Source organism: Dehalobacter sp. TeCB1 (assembly GCF_001707455.1).
Classification (GTDB): Bacteria; Bacillota; Desulfitobacteriia; order Desulfitobacteriales; family Syntrophobotulaceae; genus Dehalobacter; species Dehalobacter restrictus.
On the sequence record NZ_MCHF01000025.1, the window covers coordinates 23,862 to 44,672 of the forward strand.

Here is a 20,811-nt window from a genome sequence, read left to right on the forward strand (position 1 = left end):
CTCTTTAGTTGATTTAATTTCGAGAGAGTTATTTAAAATTATTTTTTTTGACCAAATAATTCTTCTCGATATGCACCAATGTATTCCATGCAGTAGTCGTCTTTCCCTAAGAGTGCTTCTGTTGCATAGATCATCCCCATTAAATCTTGGTTAGTTGGAGCGATAATCCCACTATCCATTCCCGCGTTCATCGCCAGTACGATAAATGCCTGATTCACCAGTCTTCTAGCCGGAAGATTAAAGGAAATATTGCTTAAACCCCCGGTTACATGGATAGCTGGATACTGAGCTTTAATGTCTTTAATAACGTCAACCACCATATTAATACCATCTTCAGACGTACAGAGCATTTCTACCAACGGATCGATGTGCAAGCGTGATGGAGCAATATTGTGTGCTTTGGCTTTTTCCATGATCTTCCTAAACACTTCCATCCTTTTTTCGGCTGTCTTAGGAATTCCGGTGTCATCGCACAAGAGGGCCACGCATTCCCATTTCGTATCCGCGATGACAGGAAACACGAGTTCGATCTTGTTCCCTTCGCCGGAGACTGAATTGATAATCCCTGGCTTTTTGCAGAACTTCATGGCTTCAACGCAGATATGGGCATGGGGACTGTCTATCGCTATCGGCGTATCGGTAACTTCCTGAACCAAGTCGATAAGCCATTTCATTGTTTCGAGTTCAAGGCTATCTTCCACTGATGCACATACATCAATGAAGTTTGCTCCTGCATCAGCCTGAGTTTTAGCTAGATTGTCAATAAAGCCTGCATCCTTTTCAGCGATTGCTCTTGCTACAGAAGGAATTGCACCATTAATTTTTTCACCAATAATAATCATGCTTAAGAATCTCCTATCTACTTGTTATAATACTTCTTATAATACTTCTTATACTATTGAACGCCTTCTTCACCTGTGTAGTTCAAATTTCCAGTCGCTTCTCCTTTCTGTGTCACCTCCGATCCGTCTAGGGCTTTCTTGATCATCTTCAAGTCTGTCAAATATTGCGATCAGTTGTTCTTCCAGTCCTAATTGTGAAACATTAAATACGATCAATACTAAACTGACTTGTACATCTTCATTTATCGAACCTGCTGATTCATGGGTGTGGCAGTATACTTCATCCCCTGTTGAAGAAATCATAACCGAATGATTGTTGGCAGAAAGAAATCCTTTGACATGTCCGATAATACCGCCTCGGTCCAAGACCCAGGAATTCAGCGCCTTGATTTCATTTTCTATGATGTTTTTTATCTTATTACAATCCTCATGCTGAATCGTATTTTCACCTGAGACTGCAAATGCGCCTTCCTGTATTGTCGTTTTAATTCGATATTTTCCCCGTTTTGACAATTCTGTATCGCTGCTGAATTCAACCACTTCTTATCACCTGCAATATCGTCTCATCAATTTCACTCATCCCACTGATGCGGTATAATGCGGCTTTGTCATTTAGGTTTCGAACGTCATTTTCGATTTTATTCAGTGTTTCTTCATCTACAAGATCTGTTTTATTGATAAGAATGATCTGTGCATTACTCAGTTGTCCTTCAATCAGTCTCTCTAAAGGAATGCGGATCCGTTGCCAGCGGCTAGCATCAACTATTGTCACGATTCGGGCTGTCATCCTAAGATTATTGTAAATTGAATCTGAGATGCTGCTTGGATATGCAACGCCTGTTGCCTCAATGATCAGCCATTCGGGGTCATTTTTACGCGCGATGTCTTGAATGCCTGTGATGAGATCGTTGTTTAAACTACAACAGATGCAACCTGAGAAAATATCTCTTACTTCATAACCATTTCTTCGTAATACTTTATCGTCAATCCCAACCTGACCAATTTCATTTTCTATAATTGCAACAGTTGTTTCTTTTATTCTTTCAGAACTGTTAACAATAGAATGCGCCAACTGCAAGAGGACACTGGTTTTCCCTGAACCCAAAAACCCGCCTAGAATAATTATTTTGATTGCAAGTCCCCCCCAGTCTCACAGATTATTTAAGAATTTAACCTATTACTTCGTTATATGTGCTCATTATATATAAACGAAATAATAGCGTATATGGACGAAATGGTATAATTTTATAACAATCCAACCTTGTCAACACGGCTGTGATGCCGGTTTTTTAATTTTGGTAAAATCACGCTATTATATACGCTCAGAATGGTAAATTTCAGTTATTCTGTTAAAGACTACGTGACAAGCCTGCCTGAAAGACACGAAATGAGTGAAACCTTAATTAGGCTATTGCCTCGATAAGCGAAGACAATAGCCATTACGATCTGATTGCAGAAAATGAATATTTATGGAAATAACTATTCTTGTCCAAACAACTGGAAAGTGATATGATATTGCTAAAGGTCAGGAGGGCGAGCCTATGGATAAATCGGATATAATCCTGGATAAATTAAATTCAATGGAAAAATCTTTGCGAGCAGAAAATAAAACGCTTAGTGACAAAATAGATAGACTTGAGAACAAAGTTGAAAAACTCGAGAACAAAGTTGATAAAGTCAGCGAAAAGCAAGATATGTCCTGGCAGGCAATACAAGAGATACGGGATGATTTGACGGAAAACAGTGCCCAAATTAAAATCATTGATAACAAGGTGAAGGCTTTATAGCCTTTATTTTTATGTTTTTCACCTCAAGAAGTTTACAGCGCATTGATTATACCCTTTTATTGGGCGCAAAAGTCACCGTCACTTCTTCTGTTGGGATGTGTTTGGTTTCGGGAAAATCCTGAAAAGGTTTGACCGTTAACCGAAACGGAATATGACTGACATCATCGGGAAGAGGCGGGGTGACCACAAAATAATGCATGATACTTTTAGCCACACGACAGATAGCAAGCGGCAGTTACTTTCCCTCTTCGTCCACGATTATCACCCCATAATCGAGTCCTTCGACCTGCACATTTTTGGGGATCTCCAGATACAGAGCAAAATTCATTTCATGAGGGTTATCATACTTCTTTTCAGCTACGCCTAAGAATTGCCGGATAGGCAGTTCATAGCGGAAACTGTAGTATTTAAAATCCGCAAGCTCTTGCAAACGAACCTTCAAAATCCCACTTTGTAGCGTGACATAAGGGGGTTTAACCTTGTCCGAAACATCCAATCCGTTAAATGTAGAAATACTTGTATAAAATTTAACTGCAATTATCCCGTCATCCGTATTTTTTCGTTGAGCAAACACAAAGATTCCCCCATCAGAATCAACCACCAATTTCTCACCGCTATAATCAAAAGTCTGCAGATCCAGTCTATGAATTCCTTCTGTCTGGTCGAATTTGCCTTGTCCGCCTAATTCATAGAAATTTGATCCACTAATGATTTGTGGCTGAGTTACACTGCCTTGAAGGAGTTGATCCGCAGGCAGTAAATATAGGGCAAAAAGGCCGGCGATCAAAATGAACCCGTACACGCCGGCTACCCACTTAAATAAGTGTACAGATACTTTATGGCCGCTGTACCTGGCAATCGCAACAATAATCGCTGCCAAAACAACAATAAGAATCAACAGAACTGTCATTTTCTCACCTCCATACGGTTGGTCATCAGGGCTGTGACGGCGAACAGCAAACCTGTTGTCAGAAGTGATTTAAGCATAAAAAGCCACAGGGTACTTTCACTCGTGTAGAAATTCCAGAGCTGCCTGATAAAGCTAACATGCTCGTCACCGGCAACAGTAATGCCAACGGTGTTGAAATAAAACAAACTCCCGATGATAACGGCCGGAATAATGATGGCAAAAATCCGATAAAATTGAATGATCGCCCCAAAAAGATATCCAATGGCACTCAGCAGCCATAAGTAAGTAACCGTGACGATGATTCCCAGCAAAAGATAACGCGGGGGCAAGCGAAAAGCTTCACCTTCGCTTAGAAACTGTGTGCCATGGATAGCATAGAACAGGACGCGCAACAGGACACTTCCCAAAACAGCGGAAATGCCGCTGACGATGCTGGTCGTCAGTAGAAATAATGTATTCGCCAGATTGCTGGTCAGACGGTTGGATACATGGTAAAAATCGCTGTTGCGACGATTGGCCGTGGCTAAGGTCCCGGCAATGATAAGGCACCAGATCATGGTGAAAATAATGATCATATCCCCTGTCAATGTACTATAACTAAAACTCAGCCACTGGTTTCCAGTGTAGGAATTCATAACGCCATTAAATGACAGGCAAAGGGCAAGTATTTGCACGATGATCATGCTGATAAAAAAACCGGTATTCGTTTTCCATTTATAAATAAACTGTTTCTTAACGAGGCTTAAGAATCTAGTTTCCGCTAAGGACATCATCGATTCCTCCCTTCTTCTGATCGGTTAAGTAAATACACAGATCATCGGTCGATACTGCTGAAACAGCAATACCCAGCTTTATGGCTCTGTGCCGATCGTCTTCGGATAAATCGTTCTTAACAACAGCATAGACGGTATCATTACCGAATGTTTCCCGGTGATAAAGTGTCCTGCCCTGACCAAAATCCGTGACGATTTCTGCCTTGCCCTGAAGTCCGACCGCCATTTCCTTTAGATCGTCCACAGGCTGCTGCAGTACCAGTTCCCCGTTTTTGATCAGCACAATATTTTCCAAGATGTCTTCCGTTTCATTCAGTAAGTGGCTGGAGAGGATCATTGTGCGCGGAAATTGCAGATAGTCTTTAAGAAGGGCCCGGTAAAAATCCTTACGGACAGCCGAATCCATCCCGGTCGTCGGTTCATCCAGGATGGTCAGCGCCGCCCGGCTTGACAAGCCGATGATCATATTGAACGTACTCCGCATTCCCTTGGAGAGTTTATGATAGTTTTGTTTGGGGTTTGGGAAAAAGTACTCAAGTAAACGTTCAGCTAATCCCCTGTCCCAATCCGGATAAAACTTGCTTTCAGCCTTTAAAATATCTTCCAAGGATAAGCTCACCGGCCAGCTCATTTGATCATCGATAAAAATCAGATTGGATGATACCTTGAGGCTGTTAAATGGATTTTCACCAAACACACGTATTTCACCGGATGTTGGATGGTAATACCCGGCTATCAGCTTTAAGAGTGTTGTTTTTCCAGCCCCATTGCGTCCGATGAGTCCCGTTATCGTATTTTCCTCAACGTGCATGGACAGTTGATCAACCGCCTTTACATGGCCATAAGCTTTGGTCAGCTCTATACATTCAATCACAGACGTCACTCAGCCCACTCCCCTTCTCCGTCAATTCTTTAATCAGCGTTATAAGTTCTTCTGTATTTATCCCCAGTCGATGGGCTTCTCCGATAACCTCGATTACCATGTTCTTAAGCGTATCGTTTTTGCGCCGGTTGAGGATTAGCTTGGCGGCATCGGCCGAAACAAACATACCCAACCCTCTTTTTTTGTACAGGATATTTGCCTCCGCCAAAATCGTCAGCCCTTTTGCCGCGGTAGCAGGGTTGATATTATACATTTCAGCAAGCTGATACTGCGAATATATCTTTTCATTGACACCGATGGCCCCATTTAATATTTCGGTTTCCAGCCATTCCGCAATTTGCAGATAAATCGGTTTCATTCCTTCAATTTTCAATTTCATGCCTGCCTCATCCTAAATAAAACTATAGTACATTACTACTATAATGCACTATAGTTTATTTTCCTTTATCTGTCAAGTAAGTACGTCCTCAATCTTCCTGGGGATAAAATCGGCTCCGCGAAGGAGATGGAAATTGAATGGAATGGATATCAAAAATAGCCTGTTTTACAGGCTATTTTTGTCAATGATGATTTTACTGACCCTCTTCGCCATCGCCATGATCGTTAAAATCGGCGGATTCCCCAAAGACTCAGGGAAAAGCGTTGCATCAGCTACATACAGGTTCTCGGGCAGCCTGGGGTTATGAAAGGTCACGGCTTCGTCTGCGGTAAGCGGCAGCATGCCACCGGGGTGTCCGGCATTGATCGTTCCCAGGAAAATAGTATCTTTTTTTATCCCATACGTGGAAAGGATCTCCATGCAGAGTTCGACTTCCTCCCGCAATCTTTCCTGATCTATATCGCTCAGCGTTTTCCTGATGTTTTTGTTATCAACCGTTCCGGCGCTTGAATCCGCCAGCTTGATCATCAGGGATACAATATCCTGGGCAGGATACCGCCAGCTAGGATGAAAGAAAAAGCTCAGATAATCAAAGTAAGGGGATAAAATAGCATGCTCCCTCTGTACGGCAAAGGGCATCGAAAGCTCTTTGTTCTGAAGACTTCCTTTTTGCCGGGCAGCCACGCAGAGAACCGGATCAACGAATAATCTGCTTTCGCATTCGATCCCCGAGTTTTGAAGAATGACGGGGGTTGAAAATCCGCCTGCCGCCAGGATTACAATATCCGCCGGGTAAAATACGGAGTTGAAGCCTTTTTGGGCCTGGACCCCTTTTACGAGACCCTTTTCCGTTACAAGCTTCACTACCTGACAGCCTGTGATGAGCTCCGCACCCAAATCCTGTGCAGCGTTCAGAAATTGACGGCTGTCCCATTTGACATGATACCGGCAGCCCAGGACACACCTCCCACAGCCGGTACAGCGCTGATAATTACCCAGCTTAGGCAAAGGCACAGGATTCAGGTCCATTTCCGTGCATATTTCAAACAGCCTTTTGGTGGAATTCTGCCATTTAGGCCGATGGTCATCGGTGACAGGGATTTCCCTGTAAAGCTCCTCAAATTCATCATCCAGATCAATGCCAAGATCCTTAAGCCCCTTGTCCATACGCAGCGCATTTCCTGCCGAAAGCGTGGTCGTCCCGCCTAAGCCCCTGCCGCTGACCATTACCATACTATCCGAGGTTTTCCTGACGCTCATCGACGGAAACAGCAGTTGTATTTCCCTCTCATCGAAGAACAGTCCGGTTTTTCTTAACTTTTCCAGAATAGATAAATTGATAGAAAACGGCTTGAATTCCCGGCCTGCCTCCAGGACTGTCACCTGAAACTTCCCCTGCAGTTTCTTGGCCGAGGCAGCCCCTCCCGCACCGCTGCCGACGACGATTACCCTTTTCATGTTGAACCGTCCTTACTTTTTACCTGAAGTTCCCTTTGAAAATATCCTTTACAGCATTCATTGCCTTCCGTAATCCTGTGCTGGAAACACAGCCTGCCGCCACCTGAAAGCCCCGCAGCCAGCCCTTCATCCAGCGCGGAAATCAGTTTGCAGACTTCCCCGGAATAATAACTGCTGAAATAGCACTGCCGGATGATGATTTCCCCCTGCCGGTCACATTGAAAATCAATGCCGATCAACTGATAGATCACCTTCAGGGCCGTAACAGCCTCTTCCCAGGTTCCGATATGCAGGGTTTTTCTCAAGTTCCGTCCGAATCGATAAGCATTTTGGTACAGCCGCTGTTTGACTTGTTCAAGGGGGCGTCCGCTCTGCAAATGATTTTCCGCTTGTTCCTTGGTAAATAAGGTGTATTGCGGGAGAAGCGCAGCCGAAGAAAGCCCCTTTAGCTCCGGCAGCTCACTTTGGAAAGCATCCGCCGTCAAGCGGAATAATTCCTTCAGTTTTTTCCTCTTGATCCATTCAGGCAGGCAGCGCTGGATGATTTTCAGAAGCATCATTGACTCCCTGTTTTTTCAGTCTTCGCCAAAAGCGCTAAGCATTACCGCTAAGTCCGGTTTTCCTTATTTTCAGGTAAAAATACAGTGCCGCTAAACCAATCAACCCATCAACAACGAAGTTGGCAAAAAAAATCAGGTAGGGCTGGTAAATGAAAAATAAAAGCAGAGAAAGGATGGAAGATGCCAGTTTGGCATGGGTCAATAAAAACGGATAGATGTGCTGCGCCGGATTTCGATACATCAGGATGGCAAGCAAAGTAACAAGATACATATAAGCAACTGCCAGTGTCAGATAAAACCCGGCGCCTTCAAACGAAGCTTCGGGTAATCCAAAATAACCGGAAATACGGTTAAAGAATACCAGGGCCGCATCAGGAAAGAACAGAAAAATCAGGCCTACAACGGCAAATATCCCTGCTGCAAACAAGCTGAACAGTTTATACAAGCTCATAACCTATACCCCCATAATCCTATCCCCATTACTTCTTTCCTACCTGTTCATCCCAATGATTTCATCCCTATTGCTTCACTCCAATCATTTCACTTCCACGGCTTTATTCCGATAGCCTTACCCCTTATAATACAGCCGGGAAAATTCGGACAACGGACTGAACCGGACTTCCTTCATCATCTCCAATGTATCTTCTTTGCTAAGGGGTGACTGCCCTTTATAATGTTTTTTCAGTAACGCATAATTTTTGTTCATAAAGCAGCAGCTTTCCGACGGAAAATGCGCTTTCATCTCCAAAAAAACGGCTTGCGCCGATTTATCCCGGACATTGCCGAAGGTTATCGGTGTAAACACACACGGGCTTACCTCGCCAAAGGCATCAATATAGACCATTTTATGGCCTGCATTGCAGCCAAAATGCTCTCCACCTTCAAAATGCCCAAGATAATTCACCGTGATTTTTCTCTCTTGATTGTATTTATCCTGCAAGTGCACAAGGCTTAAACGCTCTTCTTCGGTAAGGACTGCGGCCTCATTCCAAAAAGCTTCCACCGTTGGCTTGGTTTCACTCAACCAGGCTTCATCGATTCCAAGGCTGATCAGGAACGCCAGAAATTTCTCAACCTGATTTTCCCGAAGCATCCTCCTGGAGATGACCGTCGATACACTGACATGAACGCCTGTGCCTTTAAATATCTCGATCGCTTGAAGCGCTGCCTGGAAAGCCCCACGGCATCCTCTGATCCCGTCATGTTCTTCCTCCTGCCAATGATCCAGGCTGATCGAGACATAGCAAAGGCCCGCCCGCTTTAACTCCGCCGCCAGCTCTTTTGTAATACCCATGCCTGTGGTAAACAGCTTAATGGCGCAATCATCTCTGGCGCTTTGGACGATCTCTACGAGATCTTTGTTCATAAGCGGCTCCCCGCCGGTAAAACCCAGCCAGAAAACACCCATTTTCTTAAGATCCTGAATGAGCTGTTTGATTTCTGCCGTATTGAGAAGTTCCCCGCTTCGATTCTTATTGTAACAATAGGCACAATGCTGAGGACAGGCATCGGTCAGGCTGATTTGAGCGTGGGAAGGCCCCTCCGTCCTTGCCAGAAGGTGCTCGTTGATAAAGCGGGTAAAGGCTTTACTGTTTACCGGGGGCAAATGGGAATGAAGGACCAGCTGCCCGCCGACATTCAGTAAACGGAACTTCCCCATGTATTTCATCAGGAACCAATTGATTGAAGGTTTGACCCTGATGATTTGTTTGTTTGCCCATAGCGATCTGGCTAAGGCAATCTTATTCTTGAATTCGGACATGGCCGGCGCCCCTTACATTCCATATATTTCTACTTGATAGTTTATCATAATTATACCTACATCACCATACATTGACCTGCTTGTAATTTATAATGGCGATGAGGCGGCCAGTGAGAAGACGGTAAATCCACGCCGTGATAGATGTGGATTTTTTATTTAATATGGGCCGCAAATGGTGTAGGCTGCCTTATATGTCCCTGCGGGCAAATGTCCGAACTCCCAGCAGAAGAATCAGGAGTACGTAGACGGCACAGTAAACGAGCATCAGGGCACTCGGTGAACCGCTGCCATAGAAGAGGGATGCGGGATCGAAAGGCGTTGCACTGCTGCCGGCGAGGAGTGTGTTCATATAGCGGAACAGGTTATCGGCGGGAAACAGCAAGCTGGAGACAATCCCAATATTAATCAAGGCGATATTATGAAGAATATTTCCCAGTTGTTCAACAAAACCGCCAATAAAGCTCATGCCATAGAGGACGATGAGAATAATCCCGCTGTTGATGGTACTTACAATGGAGCTGAAAAACAACGCCGGTGAAATCACGATAAATGGAACACAAGCGAAAACCAAGCTGGCTTTGAAGATGTTGATGGTAGAAAGATCCGCTTGCAGCGGGCCTCCAAACAGATGATTCACCAAGATGATGGAGAGAAAGAAAAATAACGTATAAACCATTAAAAGGATTCCGTACCCCAGGAATCTTCCAAGAAGAAAATCCAGACGCCGGATGGGCCTCGTCAGGATCGGATCGATTTGATGACTCTCAATATTGCCGGCAATACTGCCGACGGTTGCCAGAATGGTCAGCAGGCCAATAATAAAGTTGGCAAAATAGAGGCCCATGCTTAAGAGCTGCGAACCAACGATTTTAAATTGTACACTCATTGCTGCTTTCTGGGCAGGATCTATTTCGTATAGTGTTTTTAAAGATGATGCGCCTGCATAATGGGTCGCGATTCCATACAGCAGCAAATAGGCCAACGTCATGATCAGAGCAATCAGGAAGATGCGTTTATAGAGGATTTCTTTGAAAGAAAGTTTAGCGATGGTCCACATTTTCCGGCTCCTTTCGGTTCATCCAATAGAGGAATATTTCTTCCAGATGAGGTTCCAGAGGCGTGAGCTCGTAGACCCCTATCCCGTGATCACTCAGTATTCTGACCAAAGACGGAAGTTCTTCGGTGTTTTCAATCTCAATTTGCCATTCAGCTTTCAAGGCTGTGCCAGCTTCAGGTTCGAAATTTTGGCGTAGCTCTGAGCCAATGACATAAGGAAGGTCGCTTAGGACTTCCTGGTCAAGACCGGAAGCGATCAGCTTATAACGGTTTTGGAAACGGCAAAGTTTGCGCCAATCTCCTTGGGTGATCAGTTTGCCCTGGTCGATGATCGCGACCTGGTCACAGACCGTTTCGATTTCCTGCAGCAAATGGCTGTTTAAAAAGACCGTCCTGCCTTCTTGCTTTAATTGCGCCAGCAGGCTGCGGACCTCCATCCGGCCCAACGGATCTAAGGCGGAAGTCGGTTCGTCCAGAAAGATTAATTCCGGGTCACCCAGCAAGGCACAGGCCAAACCGATTCTTTGCTGCATGCCTTTGCTGTATTTGGCGATCTTTTCTTTTTCTCTGCCGCTGAGGCACACCTTTTCCAGTAAAGCCGTAAAGTGCTGTGGCCGTAAAGAAGATTTAAGACCGAGCAGATCGGCATGCGTATGTAAAAGCTGGAGTCCGGTTAACCAGTCCGGATAACGGAAAAGTTCCGGCAGATAGCCTATTTTCCGGCGTGCTTCAAGATCGCCGAGCGGCTTTCCTAAAAGTTCGGCCTTGCCGCCTGTCGGCCTCAGTAAACCTAAAAGCGTGCGGACAAATGTGCTTTTGCCCGCTCCGTTTGGCCCGATAAATCCATACACCACGCCTTTAGGGACCTGGAGGGTAATATTTTGGCATCCCCCTTTGCCGTTGTATTGCTTGCTTAAAGCCTCGGTTTGGATTGCCAAATCCGTCATTAAAGGTCTCCTTTCCAAAACAACAAGTGGGTAACCATAAACAGCATGATATATAATCTGGGTTAGTCTGTGTGTCACAATACTGCTTTTCGGCTGATTGCGCCCTCCATGGCGCAAACAGCCGCGCTACGCACTCCATACTACGCTTGCCGCAGTACTTGTGACCCACAGACTGATTTTAAGCTTTGAGCCGGTATGCATGTCGTGTTTTGCGTAGTTATCCAAATACAAAAATATTCATTTGGGTCTGGTTGCGCCCCACATTCCGCTCTTGGCAGATAGCGCCATCTATGGCGCTATCTGCCGCGCTCCGCATCTATGCTCCGCTTACGCTGGAGCTGTGGCACACAGACCCAGCTATGAAGGTTTAAATATCTAGTTATTTAGAGAACGGTATACTTGTTCCTGCTGACGGTAAGATGATCGTAAGAGAAATTAGAAATTTTCAGCAAGTTTCAGTAAATCCGCTTTTACGGAGTTCCCATCTGCTCCCGCGGTGAGGTTTGCCCGTAGAGAATGAAGCTGACCGGCGTTCTCCCAAAGGAGAAGGGCGGAATGATCTTTGGCCAGGATAAAGACGCCATCCCCGCCGTTCACCATGACCTTCTCGGTGCGGTCAATTTCCGTAGTCCCTTGAATCGCCGGGATAGGAAGGGTATTCTGCCAGTCGTCGATACCGGCAAGCTGGCTGCGGATATTTTCCGGGATAAACGGAAGCTGAAGCAAGGTTGTTCTGAGCTTATCAATGTCGGTCAGCGATGGAGCCTGAATCTCGGGGGAGTTCATGACGGTGTAAGCGAAGTTGGCAAAAGGTTGGGCTGAACTTCCCTGATAATTGATATCAGTAAAGCCGGGCCACATGACACTGAATGTCTTGCCGTTGAGACTGTTGTCGAAGAAGGCCTCCGAACCTAAATTTTTCATGGCGGCATTAATGGTGTCCGTATTCAGCGTCATATCCACTTTGGCTGCCGATTGCACACAGACGTTGCTTACGGTGTAACCTTCAGGCGAGGCGGGTAGACTGACGCCGCCTGCTTTTGCTTCGGCGGCGGAAGCATAGACCTTCTGCTCGAAGTCACCTTCGGCAATCGCTATTTTGCCAATATCCTTGATATCAATCGGGGTGTTTTTACCTGATTCAAAAAAGTTTTCGATTTGCTGAATGTCCTGAGGCGTAATGGTTACCATTTGAATCTTATCCGCTCGGAATAAAGCCAATAGCTCTCCGGCGTATGTCCGTACCTGAGGGACCATTAGAAAAGCAACCAACAAAACGGCTGCAACGAGACCTGTCGTCAGTTTACGGTATTTTTTCATGAGAGTTTTCCAACTCCTTTCAAAATATGCGGGGGAACCGTTCGTTAAGGAAGGGATCAGCGGTGAGGAAGGGTTGATTGGTAAACGTGTGGACTCCGACTCCGGCGTATCCGCAGCGGGGCTGTCAGCGCTGACTGCTCGGCTGAATCTTGCCCAGGCTGATTCAGGATTGGCTTGTTCAGGAGAAGATACGCATGCATCGGGAAAAAAAGCCTGGCTGAAGACTTGATCGGACCATTTTCCAAGGCTGTCCAATTCTGCGAGCTGATCACGGCAGGAAGGGCATTGTTCAAGATGAATCATCAAAGCTTTGCGCGCTTCTTTATTCAGTTCTCCGTCCAGATACGCTTGCAGATCGTTTTCGAACGAACAGATCATGCCTTTTCCCTCCCTTTCTGATAAAGATTTTTAAACTGCTTTCTGGCCCGCGCCAGAAACGTGCCGACGGAAGCGGGGTTAAGTTCTAGGGCTTCAGCGATTTCCCGATAGCTGTAATCCTGGTACTTCAGCAGAAGGAGCAGCCGGTCCCGCTCTTCAAGGCCTGACAGCACCTCAAAAACAAAACGTTTGGTTTCTTCCCGGATCAACAAATCTTCGATCAGGTTTTCTTCACTCGATTTCATTGTTGGATAACTCATCTGGTATTCCAAGGCTTCCCGGGCAGCTCTTCTGTTTTCTCCCCGGAAATAATTGCAGGCGGCACGAAAACAGCATTTTGCGAGCCAGGCATCCAGATGATGGATTTGGGTCCAATCCAAATGGTATAAACGGAGAAATACTTCCTGAGCTAGATCTTCGGCTGTGGTGATGCTTCCGGTGAACCCGGAGATTTGGCGGACAACCTTCGGATAGTGCGTCCTGAAGATCGTTTGAAAATCAGGATCGGGCAGTTTCTTGATCAAGGTTGTACCCTCCATTTCCGTCTATCCCCCCTTTGCGGTTCCATTCTCTAGAAACCGCTGCCGGGAGTTTTGTGACACTAACTAATTCTTTTTGTCCGCGCCAAGATGGCGCGGCCTTGACCGATATGTCGTAGAATGGTTGCGGATTACCGCTGCGTTATACTACATGCATATTGACCAAGTGGCAGTAACCTCTCCAATAAAAAACATATCAGATTCTTGCAAAGCTCCTAATCAGATCCATACTTGGCACCAAGGATATTTCCTGTTGCGGCATCAACGTAAATAAATAAGAAGCTGCTCGTGGCGCTTGAATCCCTGAAGCAAACTTCATACATTACTGCTGCTACCGGTTTCGTTTCTTTGTTGAAGTTATCCAAAGAAAACACATAATTAGGTGTACATAACGCCAAACTGGTTTCTCGGTGCTCTATTTTCGCATCTTTCCAATAAGGCACGGTTTCCCTGGCCTTTTTTGCGGCTTCAAGAGCTATTTCTTCCGCCACCTTGGCGGTTATCTTGGCCTCAAAGAATTGGTTATTTATCACCTTGCCGAAGGCATCCACATAGATGACCTGCATTTTGGAGTAATCGCCCTGATTGCCAATGGCGAAAGCTTCTACTTCCAAATCTTTGCTGTACCCCGTATTCCAGGGATAAAAATCATTGTCTTTGTGTATCATTGGTCTACTCAGTAATATCGTATCGAATTTCGCTTCCGGCCAAAGCTCCGCTTGCACGGATTTCAAAACTGCCGCTGCCGTTTTCATGGCGATAACCTCAGCTTGGTTGTCTGTAAAGGCTGTCGCTTCTTTCTTAGGTTCATTTGCTTGATTGTTTGCTTCGCTATTCGGTTTTTGTTTATTGCTTAGTTCACTGTTTACGCCGCTTTCAATAACAGCAGGCGTATTGTTATCAGACTTAGACGGCGCGTTATCTGTCTTGGTGCTTGGCTGGCAGCCCAACAAGGTTAGAGACAGAAGACAAGCTGTGAAGCCAATGAAAAACTTTCTCACCTATTTCTCCTCCTATGCCGAACATTAGAAACGTTAATGGGGTGTATCGTTTAGCACCTCTTTATTACCGGTGTCCATAACTGGCACGCCCCTTTATTGCCATTAGGAGTATAACCTGAATTGGGCAAAGTTTTGTCAAAACACGCTGTCCAAGCATCCAATTAAAATGCGGTTCATCATGCGCCTCCCGCCTAACATAAACTCGGACGGCACCAATCTTCTGTTAAGCTTAAAGCCGAATATAGATCTTACGGTGATAAAGAACACCCATAATCACCAGCCAGACCATTACGTAAAAAATGGAGAAATACAAGGAATCCAGCCCATGTGCCCATGGGCTGATAAGCCTTGTCGTAAGCCAAATTTTAAGCGTCATTGTGCTGCCCGTAGCGTCCTGCACCGGAATTAACCAAAGCGTTCTCCGAATCAGCTCTGACACAAAATAGACGAAAATAGCGCTGGCCCCTATGGCTTTAAAAGGCTTAAAGATTTTCCCGCTTTTCATCCGGTCCGTAAGCAAGTAGAAAAAAGCCAAAAGCAGGATGCCAAGGCCGGATGTCAGCAGAACATAGGAACTCGACCAGAGGTTTTTATTATACGGAAAGACAGTATTCAACAATGCCGCAGCTAGAAGCAGCAATCCCCCGCTGCCTATAAAGACAGCCATTTTTATGATCCATTTATTTGGCTTTATCAGGATCATGCCTGCTAGAACCCCTATGATTCCCGAAGCGAGAGCCGGCAGGGTGCTAAGAATCCCTTCGGGGTCCCAGTCGGGTTTATAAAGATGTCCGGGCAGGAGTTTCAGATCAATGTACTGGACAAGATTCCCTTGAAGTTCCATGACCCCTTGCCCATATCCGGGAACATGTACAACCTTTAGCAATACACCATACAAAAGCAGGAGAAAAACCGACGTCAGAAGCTGGACACCCATCTGAACCGTTTCTTTTTTGAATATGGACTTGCAAAGCAGGTATAAGAGAGCCGAGAATAAATAGACTACGGCAATCCTCTGCAGGACGCCCGGGATCCTGATCGTATTCAGATCAAAAAGTGGGAAACCGTTCAACACCAAACCAAGTAAAAAGATCTGAATGCTGCGGAGAAAAATATGAACGATGATGGTTATTTTGCCGGTGCCTTTTGCCAATCTGTTATTAATGGAAACCGGTACGACAACGCCCATGATAAATAAAAAGAAAGGGAATACCAGGTCTGCCAGCGTAAATCCATTCCAAGAGGCATGCTCCAATTGGACAGGAATCGTATTCGGATTACCCGGATTATTCACCATCAGCATCAGCGCCATGGTCAGCCCCCTGAAAATATCAATGCATTCCAGTCGGGCTGAACTGTTATTGGTATCTGATTTACTTGCAAGCGTCATTATTATTACCTCAAATATTTTCATTAAATTTAAGGGTTAAATATCTTCTTGATATGTACTTTCTGTTCTTCCTCTACATTTAAACACCTCCAAATATGGCAATAATTATCTCCTTTTACATTTTATCATGATTTCTCTATATTTCTTATGATTTCTCCAACTATTGCATCCTTGCACAGAATGTATTTCGTGCAAGGATGCATCACCCAAAAAAGAAAAGACGCCTCAAATGAAGCACCTTATCAAATTCTTTACCGATGAAGGCAGCTTTCCCATTTAATAGAACTTCCTGCCCCGACTCGGGAAACTGAGTATGTGAAACTCGTACTGAATTTAATTATTTTCCAACTGCCTAAAATATCCCTTTAATTTTTCCGAAACTTCCGTATCCATGTTGATATACCTTTCCCAGGAACTACTACTCATACCATTTTGGACATTGAAGTGCACGATAACAGTATTGGTGTTATAGCTTGTTCTCGAATCATCCATATTGAATAACTCCGCAATCACTTCAGGCTCTTTAATTTCCACCTTCTTGGGGATTACTGCTTCACCTGAATTTCTTGCACTATTTGCTATCATCCTTTCTTCATAGTTTTCCAGCTCGACAGATTCGATGTCCTCCAAGAGCAGGGCAAATTGGTCGTAATATCCCTTTTCTTCAAGCCACTTTATCAGCAAAGTAAAACTGCTTTGAAGCATGATGTTTGTTGTTTTATCTTCATTGTCCAGCACGGAGATGTTGATATTTTCCTTCTTATTTGACGTCATTTCCTGATAGGACATTTTACTTATTTCATCTTTCAGGATTTCTGTAAATTCCTTAAGGTCCGTGCTGCCTGTGAGAATGAGCGGCTTTTTGCTGCTGCGATGATCGCTGAGTGTGATCAGTTTGATATCTTCCGGCTTTAGGCTCATTACCGGGTATCTCAAGCTTTTATACTCACCGGATTCATAAATCGGTTTTAACAAAGCAGCATCTTCCTGATCGGCTTCATTAACGTTGTATTGCCTGATGATATAGCCCCCGCTTTTCAGTGTATAAATAAGATAACGGGGTTGGCCTTCAGCCTTATTCCTTTCTTTTATCAAATAGTTGTGAAGCTCCGTCATTCTTGCAATATTTTCCTTGCTTACAAAGAATACAGGATTGTTATTTTCGAAGTAATACTTCCCGTACCGATATTCCAGGTATTCCGGCTTTTTTTCTTTTTCATAATAAGTCCACTCTTCGATGTTATACCCAATATAAACTTTGTCCACTTCCTCCGGGTTTGGTACACGGTTAACAAAGCCACCAACATCCAGAGAGATTGCTCCAAAAAGGATCAGAATCACAGCGGAATAGCATAAATAGCCCTTATAGGAATGCAAAACCTTAAAAGATTTATGAATCAAAATTTCGGCAATAAAGTACCCCAGGACCGAACCTAAAAAATAGCCAATCATCAGCAAAGGCAAAGACTGTCCGGCAAGACTGCTAAAATAGGACCCTCCAACAAGCATCAAACAGAAGGTTACCCCATATTTGAATACCGGGTATAAGGCGGGAAAAGCAATAATGTCTCCGGCCGTTTCGAGTTTTCTGTATTTGTAAACCAACCATCCCAAGCCCAAAAATAGCACTGCCGCTATCAGGTATACAATAAAGTAGCCGACAGTATGCACCGTATACGTTGTTCCCATCAGCCTCCCATTTAAAAGCAAGAATATCGGATAAGTATCCTCGAAAAACAGTGAGTAGGTGTTGGCGAATCCGTGCAATAATTGCCCTAAGCTGTAGGTAATCAAAGCATAAATTCCCACCGGCAGTACATGAAAGATATAAGTAAACACGATTTGGGCAATGGAAGATCCGGTGAACATGCCAACAAATACAGTTACACTATAAAACAAGACACTGAACAATACGTGTAATCCCAGCCACATTAATATCTTAGGCAGCGTATAATAACTTCCGAGTACCGTAACGTATTTTAACAGTATGAGAATGAAACAATTCAGCACTGCAGGCAGCAGTAAAAGAACGAGGCCTGAAAAACAGCGGCTGGCATAATGAGAACTCCTGTTATATGGCAAGCTGTGCATCATAACGGATGACTTGTCTGCCTGCAAGTATCTGAATATGAGCACTGCCAATAAAACCGGCACCGTACAGAGTAAAATATTCTGAAGCCCGTTTTCTGAAAGGCTTAACGTCCTGTCTACCGTATCTTGGAGCCATTGTGTATTGAAGATTTCTATTTTCAGCGTGTCCATCAGGTGCCTGAAAGGCATATCAATAAAAAGAGCCAGGGCATACAGGACGCTTAGCCACCAGTAACGTTTAAAATCACTTAAGATCAACGCTTTTTTAAATAAGGATATTTTGAATGTCATAGCCCATTCCTCCCAATTCATAAATAAAAATTTCTTCCAGCGTCAGGGGAAGTACATCCAAAATAACCGGATTCGCTGATTTTACTTTTTGCATTAATTCGTCCTTATCTCCTCTGGCAATAAGCAGCAGTATGCTTCCTGTCTGGGTCTTGTGCAAAATATGTGTATCTTCGAGGAATCCCTCCGGAATGCCATCAGAGAATGCAATCTGAAATTTGTGGATATCCGATTTCATGTCATCAAGTTCTCTCTCCACAACGATTTTTCCATTGTGAAGTATTCCGACGTGATCACAGACATCTTCCAGTTCTCTCAAATTGTGGGATGACACCAATACGGTTACCTCTCTTTCGGCGACATCCTGAAGTACAAGACTCCATACTTTTTTTCGCATGACAGGGTCAAGACCGTCGACGGGTTCATCAAGGACCATCACCCTGGGCATTGCGCAAATCCCCAGCCAGAAGGCCACCTGTTTCTGCATCCCTTTCGAGAGTTTGACAACCCTTCTCTTGCTGTCGATAGGAAATACCTGCTTTAATTGCTCATACCTGTTCCAATTCCATTGGGGATATATTTTTGCGTAAAACTTTGCTGTTTCATCGATGCTGTATTGAGAAAAGAAGTATAAATCGTCAGGTATGTAGACTATTTGAGCCTTAACCTCAGGATTTTCGTAGACCGGCTTATGGTCAATTGTCACTGTTCCTTGATCTTGGCGGTATAATCCGGTTAAATGCTTAATCAGCGTAGTTTTTCCGGCACCATTCGGCCCAAGCAGGCCATATACCGATGCTTTCCTGACATTAATACTTAAGTCATGCAAAACTTTATTTTTGCCAAAACCTTTCGTCAGATTTTTAACCTCAATCAATTTTTTCGCCCTCCTTCTTTGAATATATTGCTTCAATCCTGGAAATAAGCTGTTCTTTGGGTATATTCATATAGGCAAGCTCTGAGACAAGTTTATCTATCTCCAGCATCAAGTCACCCCTTCTTGCTTGATTGACTTTGTCATTAAAGGGTGTAACAAAGCTTCCTTTGGCACGGATGGCGTATATATATCCTTCCAGCTCCAGATCTTTGTAAGCTTTCTGAATGGTATTGGGGTTTATGGTGAGAGACTGGGCCATTTCACGAACAGACGGAACCCTTTCATTGGGTTTTAAGACGCCGCTGATGATAAGTGCTTTTAATTTTTCCTTAATCTGTTCATATAAAGGCCTATGATCCAAATAATCCAATTGAAACATCGTTACCTCCAACTGTATTATTTTATATAGTACAGTTAATACAGTGATTATATTATCTGATCCTCCATTTTTTGTCAATAGAGAAAAAAAAAGAAATCCAACTGTCCGGTGCAGCTGGATTTCTTCTTATTGAATAAAAGCCTCCAAGGCAAATCGGAATACGAAGATCAGCCAATTCGAACTTTGTCGGAATCAGTGCACCGATGCGTCTTGAAAACAGAAATTGGAGAAGCACCTTTCGGCACTTCTCCCGCTGGATTATTTCTTTTCCACCGCGACCCAGATTTCGCAGGTGTAGCCGGGGTCCGTCACATTGTCCGAGGGGTAAGCCTCAAAATCCGTACCGCCGCAGGGCTGATACTCACTGGTGGGGAAAAACTCGCTGTAGATCTGCTGATAAAGCTTCTGAAACGCCTCCGGCATCTTGCCGATGCAGGGAAACACCACATAAGTGTGAGCAGGAATATTCTCCACAGTCAAGCCGGTATCGCTGACAGGCATTCCGTTATAATGGACGCCGATGGCGTAGGGAAACTCCGTGTCACTGGCATCCTTGCCAAAGCTGGCGCCTACGATGCAGTTCGGAAAGATATTATCCTCTGGGATGTACTTGCACAGCGCAGGAATGGTGCCGTCCGTGCTGCTAGCCTGCCAGAAACGGGAGATTTCCTCCGTCGTTAGTTCCGCCTTGCAGGAGACCTGCTTTTTTTTGCAGATGATCTGAAATGCGTCCTTGGTCTCGATTCTGTAATTCATCGTGTTTCCTCCGTCTAAAATCAGTTTTACGGAAAGCGGAGAAAAGGATTTGAGCGCAGCGCCGCCCTGTTTCGCCTGCGAGGGTGATACCCCGTGGAATCGGGTGAAAGCACGGCTGAAACTCTCAGGCGTATCATACCCGTACTTGAACGCGGCGTCGATTACCCGGATGCCTGATGACGCAAGCTCGTTTCCTGCCAGAGAGAGGCGCCGCATCCGAATGTAGTCACCTAACGTGAAGCCACAAAGTATGCTGAAAACCCGCTGAAAATGAAAGCTGGACGAATAGGCCTGTTTCGCTGCTTCTTCATAGTCTATTGATTCCGTAATATGGGCTTCCACATAATCCACAGCTCTCTGTATACCTGTGATCCAATCCATCGCCTCGCTCCTTTCCGTATGAGTCCATGATAAAGGAAATTACACTATGTTTCA

At 44.6% G+C, this 20,811-nt stretch carries 22 protein-coding genes; 1 reads left to right on the top strand and 21 read right to left on the bottom strand.

What is annotated here, in order from left to right; genetic code table 11:
• Nucleotides 1-38: 38 nt before the first annotated feature.
• The 3 genes from A7D23_RS07240 to A7D23_RS07250 all read right to left on the bottom strand — a co-directional run bounded on the left by A7D23_RS07240 (nt 39) and on the right by A7D23_RS07250 (nt 1,974).
• Complete coding sequence (locus tag A7D23_RS07240; RefSeq protein ID WP_019226212.1) at nt 39-842, bottom strand: methyltetrahydrofolate cobalamin methyltransferase; 804 nt, start codon at nt 840-842, stop codon at nt 39-41.
• A gap of 69 nt (nt 843-911) precedes the next feature.
• Nucleotides 912-1,382, bottom strand: coding sequence for a hypothetical protein (locus A7D23_RS07245; RefSeq protein WP_019226213.1), 471 nt, complete (start codon nt 1,380-1,382; stop codon nt 912-914).
• Entirely contained in the window at nt 1,375-1,974 is a 600-nt protein-coding gene (locus A7D23_RS07250; RefSeq protein WP_025205254.1) for a GTP-binding protein, read from the bottom strand. Before A7D23_RS07250 ends, A7D23_RS07245 begins: the two co-directional genes overlap by 8 nt.
• A 409-nt stretch (nt 1,975-2,383) precedes the next feature.
• Between A7D23_RS07250 and A7D23_RS07255 the strand changes: the two genes are divergently transcribed.
• Entirely contained in the window at nt 2,384-2,629 is a 246-nt protein-coding gene (locus A7D23_RS07255) for a hypothetical protein (protein WP_019226215.1), read from the top strand.
• Nucleotides 2,630-2,864: 235 nt separating this feature from the next.
• Here the strand turns inward: A7D23_RS07255 and A7D23_RS07260 are convergent, their stop codons facing one another.
• From A7D23_RS07260 to A7D23_RS07350, 18 genes are all read right to left on the bottom strand, one after another.
• Nucleotides 2,865-3,539: a hypothetical protein gene (locus A7D23_RS07260; protein ID WP_019226217.1), complete on the bottom strand. Its 675-nt coding sequence runs from the start codon at nt 3,537-3,539 to the stop codon at nt 2,865-2,867.
• The gene (locus A7D23_RS07265; protein ID WP_141690649.1) at nt 3,536-4,312 is read right to left on the bottom strand and encodes a hypothetical protein; all 777 of its coding nucleotides are present in this window, start codon (nt 4,310-4,312) and stop codon (nt 3,536-3,538) included. The genes A7D23_RS07260 and A7D23_RS07265 overlap by 4 nt, the downstream gene beginning before the upstream one ends.
• Nucleotides 4,290-5,195 carry an ABC transporter ATP-binding protein gene (locus A7D23_RS07270; protein WP_019226219.1) on the bottom strand — a complete coding sequence of 302 codons (906 nt, stop codon included), beginning with the start codon at nt 5,193-5,195 and terminating at the stop codon, nt 4,290-4,292. Before A7D23_RS07270 ends, A7D23_RS07265 begins: the two co-directional genes overlap by 23 nt.
• A complete protein-coding gene (locus A7D23_RS07275) occupies nt 5,179-5,574 on the bottom strand; it encodes a GntR family transcriptional regulator (protein ID WP_019226220.1) in 396 nt (131 codons plus the stop codon). The genes A7D23_RS07270 and A7D23_RS07275 overlap by 17 nt, the downstream gene beginning before the upstream one ends.
• Before the next feature lie 165 nt (nt 5,575-5,739).
• Complete coding sequence (locus A7D23_RS07280; protein ID WP_019226221.1) at nt 5,740-7,032, bottom strand: FAD-dependent oxidoreductase; 1,293 nt, start codon at nt 7,030-7,032, stop codon at nt 5,740-5,742.
• Nucleotides 7,029-7,592, bottom strand: coding sequence for a hypothetical protein (locus A7D23_RS07285; protein WP_242837029.1), 564 nt, complete (start codon nt 7,590-7,592; stop codon nt 7,029-7,031). Before A7D23_RS07285 ends, A7D23_RS07280 begins: the two co-directional genes overlap by 4 nt.
• A 34-nt stretch (nt 7,593-7,626) precedes the next feature.
• Nucleotides 7,627-8,043: a hypothetical protein gene (locus tag A7D23_RS07290; RefSeq protein WP_019226223.1), complete on the bottom strand. Its 417-nt coding sequence runs from the start codon at nt 8,041-8,043 to the stop codon at nt 7,627-7,629.
• A gap of 117 nt (nt 8,044-8,160) precedes the next feature.
• Nucleotides 8,161-9,354: a radical SAM protein gene (locus tag A7D23_RS07295; protein ID WP_019226224.1), complete on the bottom strand. Its 1,194-nt coding sequence runs from the start codon at nt 9,352-9,354 to the stop codon at nt 8,161-8,163.
• A 187-nt stretch (nt 9,355-9,541) separates the two neighbouring features.
• Complete coding sequence (locus A7D23_RS07300) at nt 9,542-10,411, bottom strand: ABC transporter permease subunit (RefSeq protein WP_019226225.1); 870 nt, start codon at nt 10,409-10,411, stop codon at nt 9,542-9,544.
• Nucleotides 10,395-11,357 carry an ABC transporter ATP-binding protein gene (locus A7D23_RS07305; RefSeq protein ID WP_019226226.1) on the bottom strand — a complete coding sequence of 321 codons (963 nt, stop codon included), beginning with the start codon at nt 11,355-11,357 and terminating at the stop codon, nt 10,395-10,397. Before A7D23_RS07305 ends, A7D23_RS07300 begins: the two co-directional genes overlap by 17 nt.
• Nucleotides 11,358-11,792: 435 nt before the next feature.
• Nucleotides 11,793-13,055 carry a zf-HC2 domain-containing protein gene (locus tag A7D23_RS07310; protein WP_019226227.1) on the bottom strand — a complete coding sequence of 421 codons (1,263 nt, stop codon included), beginning with the start codon at nt 13,053-13,055 and terminating at the stop codon, nt 11,793-11,795.
• Nucleotides 13,052-13,594: a sigma-70 family RNA polymerase sigma factor gene (locus A7D23_RS07315; protein ID WP_019226228.1), complete on the bottom strand. Its 543-nt coding sequence runs from the start codon at nt 13,592-13,594 to the stop codon at nt 13,052-13,054. Before A7D23_RS07315 ends, A7D23_RS07310 begins: the two co-directional genes overlap by 4 nt.
• A 215-nt stretch (nt 13,595-13,809) precedes the next feature.
• On the bottom strand, nt 13,810-14,595 hold the full coding sequence (locus A7D23_RS07320) for a hypothetical protein (RefSeq protein WP_019226229.1): 786 nt from the start codon (nt 14,593-14,595) through the stop codon (nt 13,810-13,812).
• Nucleotides 14,596-14,824: 229 nt separating this feature from the next.
• A complete protein-coding gene (locus A7D23_RS07325; RefSeq protein ID WP_019226230.1) occupies nt 14,825-15,985 on the bottom strand; it encodes a DUF5009 domain-containing protein in 1,161 nt (386 codons plus the stop codon).
• Nucleotides 15,986-16,318: 333 nt separating this feature from the next.
• On the bottom strand, nt 16,319-18,367 hold the full coding sequence (locus tag A7D23_RS07330; protein WP_019226231.1) for a DUF6449 domain-containing protein: 2,049 nt from the start codon (nt 18,365-18,367) through the stop codon (nt 16,319-16,321).
• Complete coding sequence (locus A7D23_RS07335; RefSeq protein WP_019226232.1) at nt 18,342-19,241, bottom strand: ABC transporter ATP-binding protein; 900 nt, start codon at nt 19,239-19,241, stop codon at nt 18,342-18,344. The genes A7D23_RS07330 and A7D23_RS07335 overlap by 26 nt, the downstream gene beginning before the upstream one ends.
• A complete protein-coding gene (locus A7D23_RS07340) occupies nt 19,234-19,620 on the bottom strand; it encodes a GntR family transcriptional regulator (RefSeq protein WP_019226233.1) in 387 nt (128 codons plus the stop codon). The genes A7D23_RS07335 and A7D23_RS07340 overlap by 8 nt, the downstream gene beginning before the upstream one ends.
• Nucleotides 19,621-19,878: 258 nt before the next feature.
• Complete coding sequence (locus A7D23_RS07350; protein ID WP_019226235.1) at nt 19,879-20,757, bottom strand: AraC family transcriptional regulator; 879 nt, start codon at nt 20,755-20,757, stop codon at nt 19,879-19,881.
• Between the last annotated feature and the right edge of the window lie 54 nt (nt 20,758-20,811).